Here is a 17881-nt window from a genome sequence, read left to right on the forward strand (position 1 = left end):
GCTGCGTCGCGCCTCCATCCGCACGCACTGCTGCCCTTTTCACCCCACCCGTCGCGCCGCACAGCGGTGATACCGGTTGGATGCGTTCGTCCACGCGATTCGTCGCGGCCGAACCCAGGAGTTCATCATGAGCATGCATCTCTATCGCGGCTTCGAAATCTATCCGTTGATTTACCCGCACGTTCCGTCGCAGAACGGCAATCCGCACAACTACGACGCCGGCTTCGACGCGGCCGTGAAGATCTGCCAGCGCGGCACATCCGACACACTGACCCGCAGCGAAACATTCCGGCTGCTCGAGCATGCGCCATTCGAATCGGCGGGCGAAGCGCGCCGGGCGTCGCTTCGCTATGCGGAAGGGATCATCGACGGCGATCCCGGCAAGCAACCGCTGTTCGCCGACGTCCCCTGACGCCTGTTGCATGTCTCTTGCCGCGGCGCCCGCAGTCGCCGCGCGCTTTGGAGCACGAAATGATCATCGACGAATTGATCGGCCAGATCGAACGGCGCGAAATCTCGCGGACCGACGCAATGCCGCGCGACAGCCTCGCCGGCTCCGCGTTGCGCCATCAACCGGAGTTGCAGATGTTCGCGGCCGTGCGCGCACTGTCGATCCGGGCCGGATATTCCGAATTCGAGTCCGACGGGATCGCGAGTGCCGTCATGACTCGACTCCGCTAGCTTTCCTCCACGCTTTACTTGAAAACAGGACCTGCATGACAACGATCATCCTCAAGCCCGACGAACCCGTCGAGGTCGCGATCCGGCGCTTCCGGCGAAGCATCGAGAAGACGGGTTTGATCCGCGAGTTGCGCAGTCGTACCGGCTATGAAAAGCCGACGACCGAACGCAAGCGCAAGAAAGCCAGCGCCGTCGCGAGACAGCGCCTGCGTGCCAAGCGCTTGCTGCCGCCTCGCAAGCAGTACTAGGAGAATGCCGTGTACGAGCCGCTCGTCGAAGACCCTCCGTTCTTTCCGTTGACGAAATGCGAAGTCGATTTCGACCGGCAGAACGATGCAGTCACGCTTCTGCCGACCTTCTACGCGTTCGGCTGCGAGTACACCAGTCGCGGCCTGCTGATCGGCCGCGACGATGCGTTCAGATTGATTGCCGCGATCGAAAAGGCGCTGAGCATCGAAACGGGAGTTTCTTCGTGAAGCGGTCGACGCGCGCGCGGCAGCGCGCAGTTGGCGTTGCGCCGGCCGGGAGCAACCGGCGCACGCTGACGGCGCGCCGAAGCTGAAAGGTCGATCGGCACCCGCCCATCGTCGCGCTGCACGGATCGCGGGCGCTGTTCTGGCCTGCTCAGGCGAACACGAAGTACTTGCGCACCGTCTCCACCACTTCCCACGTCCCCTTCATGCCGGGTTCGATCACGAACACGTCGCCGGCCTTCAGGTGCACGGCTTCCTCGCCTTCCGGCGTGATGATGCAGTAGCCGTCGAGGAAGTGGCAGTATTCCCACTTCTCGTAGTTCACTTCGAACTTGCCCGGCGTGCAGATCCAGGTGCCCATGATCTTGCTGCCGTCCTTGGACAGGTAAGCGTTGAGGTTCACGGTGTGCGGATCGCCGCCGATGCGCTTCCACTTGGTCGCGTCGACGACGGGCGTCGGGCAGGTCTTGCGCAGAACGGTAATGAAATCGGACATGTCGGCTCCAGGCTAACGATCGGGTAAGAGGTCTGTCACGTTAGAGCGAAAGCCTTACCGCAGCTTGTATGGTTCCGACACCGACTCGTCTAATTTCGACACGGGGTTGGATGCGCGTGCGGCGGCTGTGCGGCCCGGTTCGCGTTGACCGGATTCGCGTTGGCGGCGGAATGCGCCTCGCATCGCAGCTGTCGCCCGGTGAGCGTCACCGGCGCATCGAGACGGGCCACCATGGGGGAACGCGAAGCCGTTTGCCGGCCACCCAAAGGCCTCGCTTGCAACACAGCCGCCAAACCCTGTAGAATTACGCGTTCTGCGGGCGTCGTATAATGGCCATTACCTCAGCTTCCCAAGCTGATGACGTGGGTTCGATTCCCATCGCCCGCTCCACTTTCTGCTGCACTGCAGCCTGCGCATGAGCCGCCTCGTCGAAGGCGGCTTTTTTGTACCATGTGCCCGATCACCCGGCGCACTGCTACGCGCAACGGGCCCTCGCCCGCAACCGAGCCTTTCCGTACCGATGATGCACGACGATCCGAACGAAGCCGGCCTGCCGCCGCACGACGCCGACCTTCCCGACCAAGCCGCCGACGGCGCCGACGAAGTCAATCCGCTGCACCGCCGCCGCATCCGCAGCTTCGTGACGCGCGCCGGCCGCGTGTCGACCGGCCAGCGCCGCGCGCTCGACGATCTCGGCCCGCGCTTCGTCGTGCCGTACGCGGCGGAAATCCCCGACTGGGATGCCGTGTTCGGCCGCCGCGCACCGCGCATCCTGGAGATCGGCTTCGGCATGGGCGCATCGACCGCGGAAATCGCCGCGCATCGCCCGGGCGACGACTTCCTCGGCGTCGAGGTGCACGAGCCGGGCGTCGGCGCGCTGCTGAAGCTGATCGGCGAGCAGGACCTGCCGAACATCCGCATCATCCAGCACGACGCGGTCGAAGTGCTCGAGCACATGCTCGCGCCGGAAAGCCTCGACGGCGTGCACATCTTCTTCCCGGATCCGTGGCACAAGGCGCGGCACCACAAGCGCCGGTTGATCCAGCCGCCGCTCGTCGCGCACCTCGCGTCGCGGCTGAAGCCGGGCGCGTACCTGCATTGCGCGACCGACTGGCAGAACTACGCGGAACAGATGCTGGAAGTGCTCGGCGCCGAACCGACGCTCGAAAACACCGCCGCCGACTACGCGCCGCGCCCCGACTACCGCCCTGTCACGAAGTTCGAACGGCGCGGGCTGCGGCTCGGTCACGGCGTGTGGGACTTGGTGTTCCGCAAGCGCGCCGGCTGAGCACGACGCACAGCCGCGCAACGCAAAACGGCCCAACCGGCATCTGCCGATTGGGCCGTTTGTCATGGGAAGCGCGATTGCGTCCGCGCCCGCATCACGCCCAGTTCAGCCAGCCGCTGTACCCCACGAGCAACACGAACAGGCCGAACACGATCCGGTACCACGCGAACACGGTGAAGTCGTGCGTCGCGACGAACCGCAGCAGCCAGCGCACGCACACGAACGCGCTGACGAACGCGGCGACGAGCCCGAGCGCGAACAGGCCGAGCGAATCGACGGTGAACGCCTGCCAGTCCTTGACGGTTTCATAGAGCGTCGCGCCGAAGATGATCGGAATCGCGAGGAAGAACGAGAATTCGGTTGCGACACGCCGGTCGAGCCCGAACAGCATCCCGCCGATGATCGTCGAGCCCGAACGCGACATGCCGGGCACCAGCGCGAAGCATTGCGCGATGCCGACCTTCAGCGCGTCGAGCGGCGTGAGCGCATCGATCGACTGCACGCGCGGCGGCTCGGTGCGTTCGCGCTGCCGCGCCTCGGCCCACAGGATGATCGCGCCGCCGACGACGAGCGCGAACGCGACCGGCACCGGCGAGAACAGCACGGCCTTGATCTTCTTCTCGAACAGCAGGCCGAGCGCGATCGCGGGAATGGTCGCGATCACGACATTGAGCGTGAAGCGCTGCGCGTCGGGCCGGCTCGGCAAGCCGGTCACGATGGACACGATCCGCTGGCGGTATTCCCAGCAGACGGCGAGGATCGCGCCGAACTGGATCACGACGTCGAAGGTTTTCGCGTGCGCGTCGTTGAAGTTGAGGAAGCTGCCCGCGACGATCAGGTGACCGGTGCTCGACACCGGGAGGAATTCCGTCAGTCCCTCGACGACGCCGAGGATCAATGCCTTGCAGATCAGGATCCAGTCCATCCGTGGCCCAACTCCGAAGTGGTCGAAAGAAAGGGCCGCGTCACCGCCGCGGCCCGCCCGGCCGCGCGCGGTACACCGTCACTTTTCGACGATCGCCACGCGTATGCCGTTTGTAAGAATCGTAATTGTACCGGGTTCGTAGTTGACCCCGGCAAATTGCAGTTGCTCGGGCTTGAACGTGTAGATCGGATAGTTGGTCAGCGCCTGGGTCGCAAGCAAGCCCGCGGCCGCGCTGATCTGCTGGGCGTACATCTGCGCATCGCCGTCGAGCACGAGGCTGTCGACGGCCGGCGCCTTCAGCACGACCGAGCGGCTCGGCGCGTCGTAGGCCAACTGGCCCGACACGGTGAACTTGCCGCTCACCGGTGCGCGCAGCAACGGACTCGCGAAATGCGCGTCGAGCTGCACGGCGACGCGGTTCTGGTCGGGCAGCAGGTTCACGGCGGGATTCGCGAGCGATACGTCGACGATCTGCGCGACCGTCTTCTGGTACGGGAACTTGCGTGCGACGGCTTTCTGCACGTCGCCGCGCGAGAAGGTGTAGTGATCGGGGATGAACGGGAACGTCGACGCGCACGCGGCGAGCGATACCGACACGCCGATGGCGCCGGCGCAGACGGCGAGGAAACGGCGCCGGCGGGGCGTGCAAGATGCGGTCATGCTGGACAATCTCCTGTATCGGGCGACGGGGCAGCCGGGCTATCGGCTCCGGATCATCGGGCGCCGCGGACCGAAGTTAGTACCGCGGCGCAGGCTGCCGGTTCCGTGCACCGCGCGATGAATGGCGACGAGGCGGCAAGGCAAGGCAATGCGGTCGCGCGCCTAGCGGCCCGCACCGGCGCCGGGCGACGGCAGCGTCGCGACCTCGAGGCGCGTGAGCCACGCGAGCGCGTCGTCGCGCGACTCGCCGCACATCTCGGCGGATGGCTGCAACCCGGAACAGCACGCGGGACGCTCGGGCCGGCCGAAGATCCGGCAGCGCAGATCGTCGCCGAGCTGCACGCAGCGCACGCCGGCCGGCTTGCCGTCGGGCATCCCCGGAATCGGCGATGAAATCGACGGCGCGATGCAGCACGCGCCGCATCCTTCACGACACGCGTGCGGCGGCGGGACATCGGCGGGCGCCGGACGGACAGGCATTTCGACGGACACTCGGCTCTCTCGACAGACAACGAAAACGGTGCGGCAACCGGACGCGGTACGCGGCAGCCCACCGCGCATTGTGCCACCGCCGGCTGCGACGTTATTACACAATGCCGCCGAAACGCGCGTTTATATACTCGAAGGCATCTGAAAAGCGCGAGACCATCATGAGTTCCGGTTCTGCCGACACACTGTTCCGTCCCGATTTGCTCGCGAAGTACGGCGCGAACGGGCCGCGCTATACGTCGTACCCCACCGCGCTGCAGTTCCGCGAGGACTTCGACCCGGCCGACTACGTGCGCGCCGCCGGCGACCCCGGCGCATCGTCGAGCGATCTGTCGCTGTACTTCCATATCCCGTTCTGCAACACGGCCTGCTTCTATTGCGGCTGCAACAAGATCGCGACCAACAACCACCGTCGCGCGCGCCCGTATCTGGAGCAACTGAAGCGCGAGCTGGCGCTGCAGGCCGCGCTGTTCGATCCCGCGCGCCCCGTCACGCAACTTCACTGGGGCGGCGGCACGCCGACCTTCCTGTCGGATGCGGAAACGGCCGAGCTGATGGCGGCCACGCGCGAGCATTTCACGCTGGCACCGGATGCCGACGCCGAATTCTCGATCGAGATCGACCCGCGCACGGTCACGCCGGCGACGCTCGTGCATCTGCGCAACATCGGCTTCAACCGGCTGAGCCTCGGCGTGCAGGATTTCGATCCGGTCGTGCAGCAGGCGATCAACCGGGTCCAGCCGCTCGCGATGACGGCCGACCTGCTGTCGGCCGCGCGCGCGACGGGCTTCCATTCGGTCAGCGTCGACCTGATCTACGGGCTGCCGCACCAGACGGTCGCCGTGTTCGCGCGCACGCTCGAAACGATCATCGAACTCGCGCCGGACCGCCTGTCGGTATTCGGCTACGCGCACATGCCGCATCTGTTCAAGATGCAGCGGCAGATCGACGATGCGGCGCTGCCGCCGCCCGCCACGCGCGTCGCGCTGCTCGGCCTCGCGATCGACATGCTGACCTCGGCCGGCTACGTGTACGTCGGGATGGATCACTTCGCGCGGCCGTCCGACGAGCTCGTGCGCGCGCAGCGCAACGGCACGCTGCAGCGCAATTTCCAGGGCTACAGCACGCGCGCGGATACCGACCTGGTCGGCTTCGGCGTGTCGTCGATCGGCAAGGTCGGCGACGTCTATGCGCAGAACGCGAAGGACCTGCCCGCCTACGGCGCCGCGCTCGACGCAGGCCGGCTGCCGATCGCGCGCGGCGTGCGGCTCACGGCCGACGACCGGCTGCGCCGCGACGTGATTACCCAGTTGATGTGCAACCTCGAACTGCCGTTCTCGCACATCGAGGCCGCGCACGGCATCCGCTTCGCCGATCACTTCGCGCGCGAGCTGGACGCGCTGCGCGGGTTCGAGCAGGACGGGCTACTGAGCGTCGCCGGCGACCGCCTGACGATCCACCCGGCAGGCCGGATGGTCGTGCGCAACATCGCGATGGCGTTCGATGCGTACCTCGGCCAGACGCCGCGCCAGCGCTACTCGCGCACCGTCTGACGCAGCGCGGCCGCGGGCGGGCGGCCGGTTTGATACAGTAAGGGGCTCTCCGCCCCTGCAAGAACCCGCACCATGCGCACCACCAAGGCAACCAACGCAGTCGAACGCCTGAAGACCCGCTCCGGCAACCCGCAGTTCGCGGTCGTCATGATGGCCGGCGGCCTGTTCTACCTGGTCGACCGTTCCGGCGGCACCGCCCAGAAACGCAGCGAGCCGCTGCCGCTCGACGAATTCGTCAAGTTCGTCGACGAATTCGGCCCCAAGAAGCCGCGCAAGGCCAGCAAGCTCGACCTCGCATTCGAGGCGCAGATCAAGAAGAGCAAGGGGTAAAGGTCTGTTGCAGGCCGTCTGAAGGCTTCCCGGCCGCCCCGTTTGGTACAATCACGAAGTTTCTCTATCCCCGCTGATGGCCGATCTGGCTGCCTGACCACACCATGAATATCGAAAACGCGCGTTTCAACATGATCGAACAACAGATCCGGCCGTGGGACGTGCTGGATCTCGACGTCCTGGGCCTGCTGTCGATCGTCAAGCGTGAAAACTACGTGTCGCCCGAACACCGCGATCTCGCGTTCGCCGACCTCGAGCTGCCGCTGCCCGGCGGCCGCACCAAGATGCTGTTCCCGCGCGTCGAAGCGCGCGTGCTGCAGGAACTGGCGGTCAAGAAGCACGAGAACGTACTCGTGATCGGCGCGGGCTCCGGCTACCTCGCCGCGCTGTTCGCGCATCGCGCGCAGCACGTGACGGCCGTCGAGATCGATCCGGCCATCGCGAAGTTCGCGGAAGACAACCTGCGCAACGACGGCGTGACGAACGCGGAAGTCGCGCTCGGCGACGGCTCGCTCGGCTGGCCCGACAAGGCGCCGTACGACGTGATCTGCGTCGCGGGCGGCCTGCCCGTGGTGCCGCAGCAGATGCTCGAACAGCTGAAGGTCGGCGGCCGCCTGTCGGCGTTCGTCGGCGGCCGTCCGGTGATGAAGGCGCAGATCATCACGCGCATCGACGACAAGCAGTACCGTGTCGCCGACGTGTTCGAAACCTACGTCGACCACCTCGTCAACGCGATCGAACCGTCGCGCTTCAAGTTCTGAGCGGCGGCCCCATGCAGATCCTGACGCCCGCGATGCTCGCGGAATGGCTTCGCGATCCGGCGCGCCCCGCGCCGGTCGTGCTCGACGTGCGCGAGCCGTGGGAAATCTCGACCGCGCAGATCGCCGGCAGCGTGTCGATCCCGATGCAGCAGATTCCCGCGCGCAGCGAGGAGCTCGACGACGAAGCGGAAATCGTCTGCGTATGTCACCACGGGATGCGCAGCGCGCAGGTCGCGATGTTCCTCGAATCGCGCGGCTTCACGAAGCTGTACAACCTGCAGGGTGGTATCGACGCGTGGTCGCGCGACGTCGATCCGTCCGTGCCGCGCTACTGAGTCACTGACCGCTTACTGACCTCCCCCGCGGCGCATCGCGCGCCGCCACGTCGAACGGCGCGTTGCCGCTGGTCGTACGAATCCACCAAACGGGTGCGCATTGCGCGCCCGTTTCCGTTTCTGCTTTCGCTTCGCCCCCCTTCCGCATACCAACCCGAGCAGACGCCGTGCACCATTTGCGCCCGCGCGACTGCACCGCGAAGGATCGCGCATGCTGCACGACGCGTCATGCGCACCGCGCCGACGCTTCATCCGTTGCCGCCGAGGCACGCCAGGCGTGCATCCGCGCGACTGGCACATGCCTTGCGTTATCCCCATGCGGGCGCCTTCACGGCGCGCACACAACCAACACGTCAAGGGGATACCGATGAAACGTCGCAGTCTGCTGAAGTTCGGTTCTATGGCCGGTGCGCTCGCGCTGGCAGGCAAGAGTCCGTTCGCGCACGCGGCCGATGCGGGCACCGGCCCGATCAAGGTCGGCATCCTGCATTCGCTGTCGGGCACGATGGCGATCTCCGAAACGTCGCTGAAGGACACGGCGCTGATGACGATCGCCGACATCAACAAGAGCGGCGGCGTGCTGGGCCGCAAGCTCGAGCCGGTGGTCGTCGATCCCGCGTCGAACTGGCCGCTTTTCGCCGAAAAGGCGCGCCAGCTGCTCACGCAGGACAAGGTCGCGTGCGTGTTCGGCTGCTGGACGTCGGTGTCGCGCAAGTCGGTGCTGCCGGTGTTCGAGGAGCTGAACGGGCTGCTCTACTACCCGGTGCAATATGAAGGCGAGGAAATGTCGCGCAACGTGTTCTACACGGGCGCCGCGCCGAACCAGCAGGCGATTCCGGCCGTCGAGTACCTGATGGGCGCCGAAGGCGGCGGCGCGAAGCGCTTCTTCCTGCTCGGCACCGACTACGTGTATCCGCGCACGACCAACAAGATCCTGCGTGCGTTCCTGAAATCGAAAGGCGTGAAGGACGCCGACATTCAGGAGGTCTACACGCCGTTCGGCCACAGCGATTACCAGACCATCGTCGCGAACATCAAGACCTTCGCGCAGGGCGGCAAGACGACCGTGATCTCGACGATCAACGGCGATTCGAACGTGCCGTTCTACAAGGAACTCGGCAACCAGGGGATCAAGGCGACCGACGTGCCGGTGGTTGCGTTCTCGGTCGGCGAGGAAGAGCTGCGCGGGATCGACACGAAGCCGCTCGTCGGCCATCTCGCCGCATGGAACTACTTCATGTCGGTGAAGAACCCGACCAACACGAAGTTCAAGGACCAGTTCGCCGCATGGGTCAAGGCGAACAACCTGCCCGGCGGCGCGAAGCGCGTGACCAACGATCCGATGGAAGCGACCTTTGTCGGCATCCACATGTGGAAGCAGGCCGTCGAGAAGGCAAAGAGCACCGACGTCGACAAGGTGCGCGTCGCGATGATCGGCCAGACCGTCGTCGCACCGTCGGGCTTCACGCTCTCGATGGACGGCAACCACCACCTGCACAAGCCGGTGATGATCGGCGAGATCCGCGGCGACGGGCAGTTCAATGTCGTGTGGAAGACGAAGACGGCCGTGCGCGCGCAGCCGTGGAGCCCGTTCATCGCAGGCAATCAAGGCAAGCCGGACATCGTCAGCTCGATTCCGGCGTTCCTGCGCCGGCAGCGCGCGGCGCTCGTCTGATGCGATGCGGGGCGTTGCGCGCACGTGCAGCGTCCCGGCCGCGCGCGGCTCGTGGCTTGCGCGGCGGCAGAGCGTCGAACCCGGCGCGTCGGTGCGACGGCATGAAGCGCCGTCGCCATTACCGACGCCGCAGCCGTCATGCCACTGCGTGAGAGCGCTTCTCCACGCCTGACAGGAATTCCGATGCCGATACGCTTTCACCGGACCGTCGCTGCGATCGTCGCGTGCGCTGCGCTGGCTTGCGCGCTGCCGCGCGCCGCATTCGCGCTGACGGCCGCCGATACCGCCGCGCTCGCCGGCGACGACTTCGATGCCAAAACGGCCGCGATCGAACACCTTGCCGCCGATACCGATCCGCGCGCCGTCGCGTTGCTCAACGCGCTGTCGACCGGCGACGCGCTTGCCACCGGCGACGGCCGGCTGCTGATCCAGACCGGCGACACCGCGCGCGACGCGCTCACGCAGGCCGCGACACCAGCCGGCGACGCGCAGCCCGTGATGCTGAACAACCTGCTGCGCACGAAGATCGCCGGCGCGCTGTCGGGTCTCGCGCTGGCATCGCCCGACGTGGCCGCGCGGCGCGACGCGATCGACGCGCTGCTGAAGTCACCCGACCCGGCGCTCAAGCCGATGATCGATCGTGCCCGCGCGAAGGAAACCGATCCGGCATTGAAGCGTCGCCTCGATGCCCTGTGGGCGATCGCCGCGCTGCACGATGCCGATCCGGCGAAGCGTCTCGAAGCCGTGCAGGTCGTGGCCGCGCGCCAGGATCTCGACATGATCGAACAACTGCGCCCGCTCGTCGCGAAGAACGCCGACGGCAGCTACACGGAACCCGACGCGCGCGTGCGCGACGCCGCGCAGCAAGGGCTCGATGCACTGCACACGCTGCAGCGCCGCGGCGAGATCGTCGGCACCGTATTCGCGGGCCTGTCGCTCGGCAGCGTGCTGCTGCTCGCGGCGCTCGGTCTCGCGATCACGTACGGGCTGATCGGCGTGATCAACATGGCGCACGGCGAGTTCCTGATGATCGGTGCGTACGCAACCTATGTGGTGCAGACGCTGATCCAGCGCTATGCGCCGGCCGCGTTCGACTGGTATCCGCTCGTCGCCGTGCCCGTGTCGTTCGCGGCGGCCGCGCTCGTCGGCATCGTGCTCGAACGGCTCGTGCTGCGGCATCTGTACGGGCGCCCGCTCGAGACGCTGCTCGCGACCTTCGGCGTGAGCCTCATCCTGATCCAGGCGACCCGCATGCTGTTCGGCGCGCAGAACGTGCAGGTCGTGAACCCGTCGTGGATGAGCGGCGGCGTGACCGTGATGCAGAACCTGATCCTGCCGTACAACCGGCTCGCGATCCTCGCGTTCGCGCTCGCCGTGGTGTTCGTCGCATGGGCCGTGCTGACGAAGACGCGGCTCGGCCTGTTCGTGCGCGCGGTCACGCAGAACCGGCGGATGGCCGCCTGCGTCGGCGTGAAGACCGCACGCGTCGACGCGTATGCGTTCGCGTTCGGCGCGGGCATCGCGGGCCTCGGCGGCTGCGCGCTGTCGCAGATCGGCAACGTGGGGCCCGACCTCGGGCAGAACTACATCATCGATTCGTTCATGGCGGTCGTGCTCGGCGGTGTCGGGCAGATCGCCGGCACCGTGCTCGGCGGTTTCGGGCTCGGCCTCGTCGGCAAGGCGATCGAGCCGTTCTGGGGCGCCGTGCTCGCGAAGATCGCGGTGCTCGTGATGATCGTGCTGTTCATCCAGAAACGTCCGCAGGGCATGTTTGCCCCGAAGGGACGCAGCGCGGAGGCTTGACGTGACTTCATTCAGCGATTCGTTGTCGAACCCGGTCGCCGACGCGCCGAAGCCGGCCACTGCCGCCGCGCGCGCGGCGGAAGGATTCGCGCTCGGCCTGCCGCCCCGCCCTGCGCTGCTGTCGCGCCGCGCGTGGCTCGCACTCGTCGCGCTGTGCATCGCGATCGGCATCGGCGTGCCGCTCGCCGCGCTGGTCGCGCCCGAGTCGAGCGCGTTCCATCTGTCCGCGTATGCGATGACGCTCGCCGGCAAGCTGATGTGCTACGCGATCACCGCGCTCGCGCTCGACCTCGTGTGGGGCTACTGCGGAATCCTGAGCCTCGGCCACGGCCTCTTCTTCGCGCTCGGCGGCTATGCGATCGGCATGTACCTGATGCGCGAGATCGGCCGCGACGGCAAGTACGGCAGCGACCTGCCCGACTTCATGGTGTTCCTCGACTGGCATCAGCTGCCGTGGTACTGGAGCGGCACGCAGCATCTCGCATGGGCGCTCGCGCTGGTCGTGCTCGTGCCGGCCGTGCTCGCGTGGGTGTTCGGCTTTTTCACATTCCGCTCGCGCGTGAAAGGTGTGTACCTGTCGATCATCACGCAGGCGCTGACGTTCGCCGCGATGCTGCTGTTCTTTCGCAACGAGACGGGCTTCGGCGGCAACAACGGCTTCACGGACTTCAAGCGCATTGCCGGGTTTCCGATCACGTCGCCCGGCACGCGCACGGTGCTGTTGCTGCTGACCTTCGCGACGCTGGTGCTCGCGTTCGTCGCCGCGCGCGCGGTCGTCACGAGCAAGCTCGGGCGCGTCGTGACCGCGGTACGCGACGGCGAGACGCGGCTGATGTTCCTCGGCTACAGCCCGCTTGCATACAAGCTGTTCGTATGGACGCTGTCGGCCGTGCTGTGCGGGATCGCGGGCGCGCTGTACGTGCCGCAGGTCGGCATCATCAATCCCGGCGAGATGTCGCCCGGCAACTCGATCGAAATGGCGATCTGGGTTGCGGTCGGCGGACGCGGCACGCTGATCGGGCCGATCGTCGGCGCATTCGCGGTGAACGGCGCGAAGAGTTTCTTCACCGCGTACTTCGCCGAATACTGGCTGTTCTTTCTCGGCCTGATCTTCGTGCTCGTGCCGCTGCTGCTGCCGCGCGGGATCATGGGCCTCGTCGACACGCTGCTCGCCAAGGGGAAACGCCGATGAACGGCACGGCCCTCTACCAGTTCATGCCGCCGACCGAAGCCGATGCGCTGACCGTCAGCGGCACCGCATCGATGGGGCGCGTGGTGCCGGACGGCATCGACACGTCGCACGGCACGATCCTCTATCTCGAGGACATCGAGGTGAGCTTCGACGGCTTTCGCGCGCTGAACAAGCTGTCGCTCGCGATCGACGTCGGCGAGCTGCGCTGCGTGATCGGCCCGAACGGTGCCGGCAAGACGACGATGATGGACGTCATCACCGGCAAGACGCGGCCTGATGCGGGCAAGGTGTTTCTCGGCCAGACCATCAACCTCGCGCGCATGAACGAGCCGGAAATTGCGCGCGCGGGGATCGGCCGCAAGTTCCAGAAGCCGACCGTGTTCGAACAGCATCCGGTGTGGGAAAACCTCGAACTCGCGATGCAGACCGACAAGGGCTGGCTCGCGTCGCTGCGCGCGCGGCTCGATCGCACCGCGCAGGCGAAGATCGAGGAGACGCTCGCGTTGATCGGCCTCGAAAGCGACGCGTACCGCGCGGCCGGCGAGCTGTCGCACGGGCAGAAGCAGCGGCTCGAGATCGGCATGCTGCTGATGCAGCGCCCCGCGCTGCTGCTGCTCGACGAACCGGCGGCCGGCATGACCGACCACGAGACGATGGAACTGGCGAAGCTGCTGAACACGCTGCGCGGCACCTGCTCGATGATGGTCGTCGAGCACGACATGGAGTTCGTCGCGGCGCTCGCGGGCGACACGGGCCGCGTGACGGTGATGGCAGAAGGCGCGGTGCTCGCGCACGGCACGCTCGACCAGGTCAAGCGCGACGACGCGGTGATCGAGTCTTACCTCGGACGATGATGCGATGCTGAAGATCGATGCACTGAACCAGTACTACGGCGGCAGCCATATCCTGCGCAACGTGACGCTCGCCGCCGACGACGGCAAGCTCACCGTGCTGCTCGGCCGCAACGGCGTCGGCAAGAGCACGCTGCTGCGCTGCCTGATGGGCGTCGTCGCCGCGAAGAGCGGCAGCGTGTCGTGGCGCGGCACGCCGCTCGGCGCGCTGCCGCCGTATGCGCGCGTCGCGGCCGGGCTCGCTTACGTGCCGCAGGGGCGCGACATCTTTCCGCGGCTCACCGTCGAGGAGAACCTGCTCGTCGGCGCGGCGAGCCGCAAGGCGCCGTCGAAGGTGCCCGACCGCATCTATGATTTGTTCCCGGTACTGAAGGACATGCGCGCACGACGCGGCGGCGACCTGTCGGGCGGCCAGCAGCAGCAGCTCGCGATCGGCCGCGCGCTGATGAGCGAGCCGCAGTTGCTGATCCTCGACGAGCCGACCGAAGGCATCCAGCCGTCGATCATCCAGGACATCGGCCGCACGCTGCGCCAGCTCGTCGACGAATCGAAGATGACCGTGCTGCTCGTCGAACAGTATTACGATTTCGCGCGCTCGATCGCGGACCGATATTGGGTGATGAGCCGCGGCGAGGTCGTCGCGGGCGGCGATGCGCGCGATATGGAAGCGAACGGCGTGCGGGAGCTGATCGCGGTGTAGCGCGGCAACGCGGTAGGGGATGTGCGATGCCGGTGGGCGGTGGGCGGTGGGCGGTGGGCGAATGTCCGGCAACCGTCCGCACGGCCGTGCATGTGCCAAGCGCCCTCGGCAATGCATCTGCCAACGCGTATATTGTTGCGTTAGCATCCTCGTTTCCGCGCCCGCCCCAGCTTCCCGCCGATGTCCGCCTCCGACGCCCACGCCCCGCTGTCCCGCCCCGCCATCGCCAAGTCGTGGCGCGGCCGTCTCGAACTCGGCTTCGAACGGCACGGCGCGCGCACGACGCTCGTGCGTCGGCTGCACGACGGCCCGCTGCGCGTGCAGCGGCCGCTGTATCCGGAAGGCGACGCGATCTGCCACGCGGTCATCGTCCATCCGCCGGGCGGCGTCGCGGGCGGCGACCGGCTCGACATCGACATCACGCTCGGCGACGGCACGCACGCGGTGCTGACGACGCCCGGCGCGACCAAGTGGTACAAATCGAACGGCCTCGACGCGACGCAGCGCATCGGCATCACGGTCGGTGCAAACGCGAGGCTCGACTGGCTGCCGCAGAACAACCTGTTCTTCGACGCGGCCCACGCCGCGCTCGACTTCACGGTGACGCTCGGCAACGGCGCGAGCGCGATCGGCTGGGACGCGACGCAGCTCGGCCGGCAGGCCGCCGGCGAAACGTGGGCGGCAGGCCGCATTGCTTCAGCGTCGGCGCTCGTCGATGCCGACGGCCGGCCACTGTGGACCGAGCGTGCATTGCTCGCCGCGCACGATCCGCTGCGCGGCGCACTGCAGGGCCTCGCCGGCTTTCCCGTGTACGGAACGCTGTGGGCGGCCGGCGCCGCGTGCGATGCGGCACTCGCCGAAACGCTCGCCGCGCGGATGCCGTTCGACGACACGCTACGCGCCGGCGCGACCTGCGTGACGCCCGGCGTCGTGCTGGTGCGCGCGATGTCGACGTCGATGGAAGCGCTGCAGCGCCACTTCACCGACTGCTGGCTTCACTTGCGCCCGATCGTGCACGGCGTCGACGCGCGGCCGCTGCGTCTCTGGCAAACCTGAGCGCGCGGCACGGCACGCACCATTCCGGCGCAGCGCCACCCCGTTTGCGGCATGCCTTGCGCGAAATCCATGCATCGCGCACCACGAACGCGCAGCGCCGCACGTTCCATCGGCATGGCACGCGCCTTGCTGCTTACATTACGAATACACGACGCACGAAAAATGGCGCGGTGCTACGATGACCCGCGCCCGACGCGCCGCCTCGCGCACCGACAAAAATTACGTTTTCCTGAACGACTGCCTTCATGAAACTGACTCCCCGAGAGAAGGACAAGCTGCTGATCTTCACGGCGGCACTGCTGGCCGAGCGTCGCCGCGCGCGCGGGCTGAAGCTCAACTATCCGGAAGCGGTCGCGTTCATCACCGCCGCGCTGATGGAAGCCGCGCGCGACGGCAAGACCGTCGCCGAGGTGATGCACTACGGCACGACGCTGCTCACGCGCGACGACGTGATGGACGGCGTGCCCGAGATGATCCCCGACATCCAGGTCGAGGCGACCTTCCCCGACGGCACCAAGCTCGTCACCGTCCACCATCCGATTCCTTGACCGAGGTACCGCGCATGATCCCCGGCGAAATCCTCACCGACGACGGCGAACACGAACTGAACGTGGGCCGCGCGACGCGCTCGCTCGTCGTCGCGAACACCGGCGACCGCCCGGTGCAGGTCGGCTCGCACTACCACTTCTTCGAAGTGAACGACGCGCTGTCGTTCGACCGCGCGGCCGCGCGCGGCTTCCGGCTCAACATCGCCGCCGGCACGGCCGTGCGCTTCGAGCCGGGCCAGACGCGCACCGTCGAGCTGGTCGAGCTGGCCGGCGATCGCGCCGTCTACGGTTTTCAGGGCAAGGTGATGGGGCCGCTTTAAGCCGCGCCCCGCTCTTCAGGAACAGCACATGACACTACGCTTGAGCCGCCGCGCGTACGCGGAAATGTTCGGGCCGACGACGGGCGACCGCGTGCGGCTCGCCGATACCGAACTGCTGATCGAGATCGAACGCGACTTCACCACTTACGGCGAGGAAGTGAAATTCGGCGGCGGGAAGGTGATCCGCGACGGCATGGGCCAGTCGCAGCGCGTGGCCGCCGACGTGCCCGACACGATCATCACGAACGCGGTGATCCTCGATCACTGGGGCATCGTGAAGGCCGACATCGCGATCAAGCACGGCCGCATCGCCGCGATCGGCAAGGCCGGCAATCCGGACATTCAACCGGGCGTGACGATCGCGATCGGCGCCGCGACCGAAGTGATCGCCGGCGAAGGGCTGATCGTGACCGCGGGCGGCATCGACACGCACATCCATTTCATCAGCCCGCAGCAGATCGACGAAGCGCTTGCGTCGGGCGTCACGACGATGCTCGGCGGCGGCACGGGGCCGGCCACCGGCACCAACGCGACGACCTGCACGCCGGGGCCGTGGCACATGGAGCGAATGCTGCAGGCGGCCGACGGCTGGCCGATCAACCTCGGCTTCCTCGGCAAGGGCAACGCGAGCCTGCCGCAGCCGCTCGTCGAGCAGATCGCGGCCGGCGCGATCGGCCTGAAGCTGCACGAGGACTGGGGCACGACGCCTGCGGCGATCGACAACTGCCTGTCGGTGGCCGACGACACCGACACGCAGGTCGCGATCCACACCGATACGCTGAACGAAGCCGGCTTCGTCGAATCGACGGTCGCCGCGTTCAAGGGCCGCACGATCCACACGTACCACACCGAAGGGGCAGGCGGCGGCCATGCGCCCGACATCCTGAAGGTGTGCGGCGAAGCGAACGTGCTGCCGTCGTCCACCAACCCGACGCGCCCGTACACGATCAACACGCTCGACGAACATCTCGACATGCTGATGGTGTGCCATCACCTCGATCCGTCGATCGCCGAGGATCTCGCGTTCGCCGAATCGCGAATCCGCCGCGAGACGATCGCGGCCGAGGACATCCTGCACGATCTCGGCGCGCTGTCGATGCTGTCGTCCGACTCGCAGGCGATGGGCCGCGTCGGCGAAGTGATCATCCGTACGTGGCAGACCGCGCACAAGATGAAGGTGCAGCGCGGCGCGCTGCCGGAAGACAACACGCGCAACGACAACTTCCGCGCGAAGCGCTACGTCGCGAAGTACACGATCAACCCGGCGATTACTCACGGCATCGCGCACGAAGTCGGGTCGATCGAACCCGGCAAGTGGGCCGACCTCGTGCTGTGGGAACCGGCGTTCTTCGGGATCAAGCCGTCGATGATCCTGAAGGGCGGGATGATCGCGGTCGCGCAGATGGGCGACCCGAACGCGTCGATCCCGACGCCGCAGCCCGTTCACTATCGCGAGATGTTCGCGACACGCGGCGGCGCGCTCGCGCGCACGTCGCTGACCTTCGTGTCTCAGATGGCCGCCGACGCGGGCATCGCGGAACGCTACGGGCTCGCGAAGCGCGTCGTGCCGGTGCGCAACTGCCGCAACGTGACGAAGGCCGACATGATCCACAACGCATGGCGCCCGTCGATCAGCGTCGATCCGGAAACCTACGACGTGATCGCCGACGGCCAGTTGCTCACCTGCGAGCCGGCGTCGGTGCTGCCGATGGCGCAGCGCTATTTCCTGTTCTGATTTCCGGTTT

At 67.0% G+C, this 17881-nt stretch carries 22 protein-coding genes and 1 tRNA gene; 19 read left to right on the top strand and 4 right to left on the bottom strand.

What is annotated here, in order from left to right:
* Window positions 1-127: 127 nt before the first annotated feature.
* From C7H84_RS21455 to C7H84_RS21470, 4 genes are read left to right on the top strand one after another with little or no spacing between them, the layout of a single operon-like run.
* Entirely contained in the window at window positions 128-412 is a 285-nt protein-coding gene (locus C7H84_RS21455) for a hypothetical protein (protein ID WP_121860659.1), read from the top strand.
* Between the two features lie 59 nt (window positions 413-471).
* Window positions 472-681, top strand: coding sequence for a hypothetical protein (locus tag C7H84_RS21460; RefSeq protein WP_121860660.1), 210 nt, complete (start codon window positions 472-474; stop codon window positions 679-681).
* 35 nt (window positions 682-716) lie between these two features.
* Window positions 717-929 carry a 30S ribosomal protein S21 gene (gene rpsU, locus C7H84_RS21465; protein WP_121860661.1) on the top strand — a complete coding sequence of 71 codons (213 nt, stop codon included), beginning with the start codon at window positions 717-719 and terminating at the stop codon, window positions 927-929.
* A gap of 9 nt (window positions 930-938) precedes the next feature.
* Window positions 939-1157, top strand: a complete 219-nt coding sequence (locus C7H84_RS21470; RefSeq protein ID WP_121860662.1) for a hypothetical protein — start codon at window positions 939-941, stop codon at window positions 1155-1157.
* Between the two features lie 148 nt (window positions 1158-1305).
* On the opposite strand, the gene C7H84_RS21475 is transcribed toward C7H84_RS21470, so the two are convergent.
* Window positions 1306-1650 carry a cupin domain-containing protein gene (locus tag C7H84_RS21475; RefSeq protein WP_006758755.1) on the bottom strand — a complete coding sequence of 115 codons (345 nt, stop codon included), beginning with the start codon at window positions 1648-1650 and terminating at the stop codon, window positions 1306-1308.
* Window positions 1651-1965: 315 nt separating this feature from the next.
* On the opposite strand from C7H84_RS21475, the gene C7H84_RS21480 reads away from it, so the two are divergent.
* Window positions 1966-2040, top strand: a tRNA-Gly gene (locus C7H84_RS21480).
* Between the two features lie 130 nt (window positions 2041-2170).
* Window positions 2171-2938, top strand: a complete 768-nt coding sequence (trmB, locus tag C7H84_RS21485) for a tRNA (guanosine(46)-N7)-methyltransferase TrmB (protein ID WP_121860663.1) — start codon at window positions 2171-2173, stop codon at window positions 2936-2938.
* Between the two features lie 94 nt (window positions 2939-3032).
* Here the strand turns inward: trmB and C7H84_RS21490 are convergent, their stop codons facing one another.
* The 3 genes from C7H84_RS21490 to C7H84_RS21500 form a co-directional block, all read right to left on the bottom strand.
* On the bottom strand, window positions 3033-3863 hold the full coding sequence (locus tag C7H84_RS21490; RefSeq protein WP_121860664.1) for an undecaprenyl-diphosphate phosphatase: 831 nt from the start codon (window positions 3861-3863) through the stop codon (window positions 3033-3035).
* Between the two features lie 78 nt (window positions 3864-3941).
* Complete coding sequence (locus C7H84_RS21495; protein WP_121860665.1) at window positions 3942-4523, bottom strand: DUF1439 domain-containing protein; 582 nt, start codon at window positions 4521-4523, stop codon at window positions 3942-3944.
* A 162-nt stretch (window positions 4524-4685) separates the two neighbouring features.
* Complete coding sequence (locus tag C7H84_RS21500) at window positions 4686-5003, bottom strand: YkgJ family cysteine cluster protein (protein WP_121860718.1); 318 nt, start codon at window positions 5001-5003, stop codon at window positions 4686-4688.
* Between the two features lie 170 nt (window positions 5004-5173).
* Here C7H84_RS21500 and hemN point away from each other — a divergent pair, with 170 nt between their 5' ends.
* The 13 genes from hemN to ureC all read left to right on the top strand — a co-directional run bounded on the left by hemN (window position 5174) and on the right by ureC (window position 17871).
* A complete protein-coding gene (hemN, locus tag C7H84_RS21505) occupies window positions 5174-6565 on the top strand; it encodes an oxygen-independent coproporphyrinogen III oxidase (protein WP_121860666.1) in 1392 nt (463 codons plus the stop codon).
* A 72-nt stretch (window positions 6566-6637) separates the two neighbouring features.
* Window positions 6638-6895: a hypothetical protein gene (locus tag C7H84_RS21510; RefSeq protein WP_121860667.1), complete on the top strand. Its 258-nt coding sequence runs from the start codon at window positions 6638-6640 to the stop codon at window positions 6893-6895.
* A gap of 104 nt (window positions 6896-6999) precedes the next feature.
* Entirely contained in the window at window positions 7000-7656 is a 657-nt protein-coding gene (locus C7H84_RS21515) for a protein-L-isoaspartate O-methyltransferase (protein ID WP_121860668.1), read from the top strand.
* 11 nt (window positions 7657-7667) lie between these two features.
* Window positions 7668-7991 carry a rhodanese-like domain-containing protein gene (locus tag C7H84_RS21520; RefSeq protein ID WP_006758748.1) on the top strand — a complete coding sequence of 108 codons (324 nt, stop codon included), beginning with the start codon at window positions 7668-7670 and terminating at the stop codon, window positions 7989-7991.
* Between the two features lie 367 nt (window positions 7992-8358).
* The gene (gene urtA, locus C7H84_RS21525) at window positions 8359-9666 is read left to right on the top strand and encodes an urea ABC transporter substrate-binding protein (protein WP_121860669.1); all 1308 of its coding nucleotides are present in this window, start codon (window positions 8359-8361) and stop codon (window positions 9664-9666) included.
* A gap of 183 nt (window positions 9667-9849) precedes the next feature.
* On the top strand, window positions 9850-11469 hold the full coding sequence (gene urtB, locus C7H84_RS21530) for an urea ABC transporter permease subunit UrtB (protein ID WP_121860670.1): 1620 nt from the start codon (window positions 9850-9852) through the stop codon (window positions 11467-11469).
* Window position 11470: 1 nt separating this feature from the next.
* The gene (gene urtC / locus C7H84_RS21535; protein WP_121860671.1) at window positions 11471-12661 is read left to right on the top strand and encodes an urea ABC transporter permease subunit UrtC; all 1191 of its coding nucleotides are present in this window, start codon (window positions 11471-11473) and stop codon (window positions 12659-12661) included.
* Window positions 12658-13515: an urea ABC transporter ATP-binding protein UrtD gene (urtD, locus tag C7H84_RS21540; protein WP_121860672.1), complete on the top strand. Its 858-nt coding sequence runs from the start codon at window positions 12658-12660 to the stop codon at window positions 13513-13515. Before urtC ends, urtD begins: the two co-directional genes overlap by 4 nt.
* Before the next feature lie 4 nt (window positions 13516-13519).
* Entirely contained in the window at window positions 13520-14212 is a 693-nt protein-coding gene (gene urtE, locus C7H84_RS21545; protein WP_121860673.1) for an urea ABC transporter ATP-binding subunit UrtE, read from the top strand.
* Between the two features lie 180 nt (window positions 14213-14392).
* Window positions 14393-15268, top strand: a complete 876-nt coding sequence (locus C7H84_RS21550) for an urease accessory protein UreD (RefSeq protein WP_121860674.1) — start codon at window positions 14393-14395, stop codon at window positions 15266-15268.
* 245 nt (window positions 15269-15513) lie between these two features.
* Window positions 15514-15816, top strand: a complete 303-nt coding sequence (ureA, locus tag C7H84_RS21555; protein ID WP_006406310.1) for an urease subunit gamma — start codon at window positions 15514-15516, stop codon at window positions 15814-15816.
* Window positions 15817-15830: 14 nt separating this feature from the next.
* Entirely contained in the window at window positions 15831-16136 is a 306-nt protein-coding gene (locus C7H84_RS21560; RefSeq protein ID WP_121860675.1) for an urease subunit beta, read from the top strand.
* A 28-nt stretch (window positions 16137-16164) separates the two neighbouring features.
* On the top strand, window positions 16165-17871 hold the full coding sequence (gene ureC, locus C7H84_RS21565; RefSeq protein ID WP_121860676.1) for an urease subunit alpha: 1707 nt from the start codon (window positions 16165-16167) through the stop codon (window positions 17869-17871).
* The last annotated feature ends 10 nt before the right edge of the window (window positions 17872-17881 follow it).

The sequence above is a fragment of the Burkholderia sp. Nafp2/4-1b genome (assembly GCF_003635165.1).
Lineage (GTDB): Bacteria > Pseudomonadota > Gammaproteobacteria > Burkholderiales > Burkholderiaceae > Burkholderia.

What these genes read in the sequence shown, in the direction of transcription:
- C7H84_RS21510 (WP_121860667.1), top strand. Translation starts at nt 6,638, where the DNA reads ATGCGCACCACCAAGGCAACCAACGCAGTCGAACGCCTGAAGACCCGC.
- C7H84_RS21475 (WP_006758755.1), bottom strand. Translation starts at nt 1,650, where the DNA reads ATGTCCGATTTCATTACCGTTCTGCGCAAGACCTGCCCGACGCCCGTC.
- C7H84_RS21460 (WP_121860660.1), top strand. Translation starts at nt 472, where the DNA reads ATGATCATCGACGAATTGATCGGCCAGATCGAACGGCGCGAAATCTCG.
- C7H84_RS21500 (WP_121860718.1), bottom strand. Translation starts at nt 5,003, where the DNA reads ATGCCTGTCCGTCCGGCGCCCGCCGATGTCCCGCCGCCGCACGCGTGT.
- C7H84_RS21560 (WP_121860675.1), top strand. Translation starts at nt 15,831, where the DNA reads ATGATCCCCGGCGAAATCCTCACCGACGACGGCGAACACGAACTGAAC.
- C7H84_RS21455 (WP_121860659.1), top strand. Translation starts at nt 128, where the DNA reads ATGAGCATGCATCTCTATCGCGGCTTCGAAATCTATCCGTTGATTTAC.
- C7H84_RS21550 (WP_121860674.1), top strand. Translation starts at nt 14,393, where the DNA reads ATGTCCGCCTCCGACGCCCACGCCCCGCTGTCCCGCCCCGCCATCGCC.
- C7H84_RS21490 (WP_121860664.1), bottom strand. Translation starts at nt 3,863, where the DNA reads ATGGACTGGATCCTGATCTGCAAGGCATTGATCCTCGGCGTCGTCGAG.
- ureA (WP_006406310.1), top strand. Translation starts at nt 15,514, where the DNA reads ATGAAACTGACTCCCCGAGAGAAGGACAAGCTGCTGATCTTCACGGCG.
- trmB (WP_121860663.1), top strand. Translation starts at nt 2,171, where the DNA reads ATGATGCACGACGATCCGAACGAAGCCGGCCTGCCGCCGCACGACGCC.
- urtD (WP_121860672.1), top strand. Translation starts at nt 12,658, where the DNA reads ATGAACGGCACGGCCCTCTACCAGTTCATGCCGCCGACCGAAGCCGAT.
- C7H84_RS21495 (WP_121860665.1), bottom strand. Translation starts at nt 4,523, where the DNA reads ATGACCGCATCTTGCACGCCCCGCCGGCGCCGTTTCCTCGCCGTCTGC.
- urtB (WP_121860670.1), top strand. Translation starts at nt 9,850, where the DNA reads ATGCCGATACGCTTTCACCGGACCGTCGCTGCGATCGTCGCGTGCGCT.
- ureC (WP_121860676.1), top strand. Translation starts at nt 16,165, where the DNA reads ATGACACTACGCTTGAGCCGCCGCGCGTACGCGGAAATGTTCGGGCCG.
- hemN (WP_121860666.1), top strand. Translation starts at nt 5,174, where the DNA reads ATGAGTTCCGGTTCTGCCGACACACTGTTCCGTCCCGATTTGCTCGCG.
- rpsU (WP_121860661.1), top strand. Translation starts at nt 717, where the DNA reads ATGACAACGATCATCCTCAAGCCCGACGAACCCGTCGAGGTCGCGATC.
- C7H84_RS21520 (WP_006758748.1), top strand. Translation starts at nt 7,668, where the DNA reads ATGCAGATCCTGACGCCCGCGATGCTCGCGGAATGGCTTCGCGATCCG.
- urtA (WP_121860669.1), top strand. Translation starts at nt 8,359, where the DNA reads ATGAAACGTCGCAGTCTGCTGAAGTTCGGTTCTATGGCCGGTGCGCTC.
- C7H84_RS21515 (WP_121860668.1), top strand. Translation starts at nt 7,000, where the DNA reads ATGAATATCGAAAACGCGCGTTTCAACATGATCGAACAACAGATCCGG.
- urtE (WP_121860673.1), top strand. Translation starts at nt 13,520, where the DNA reads ATGCTGAAGATCGATGCACTGAACCAGTACTACGGCGGCAGCCATATC.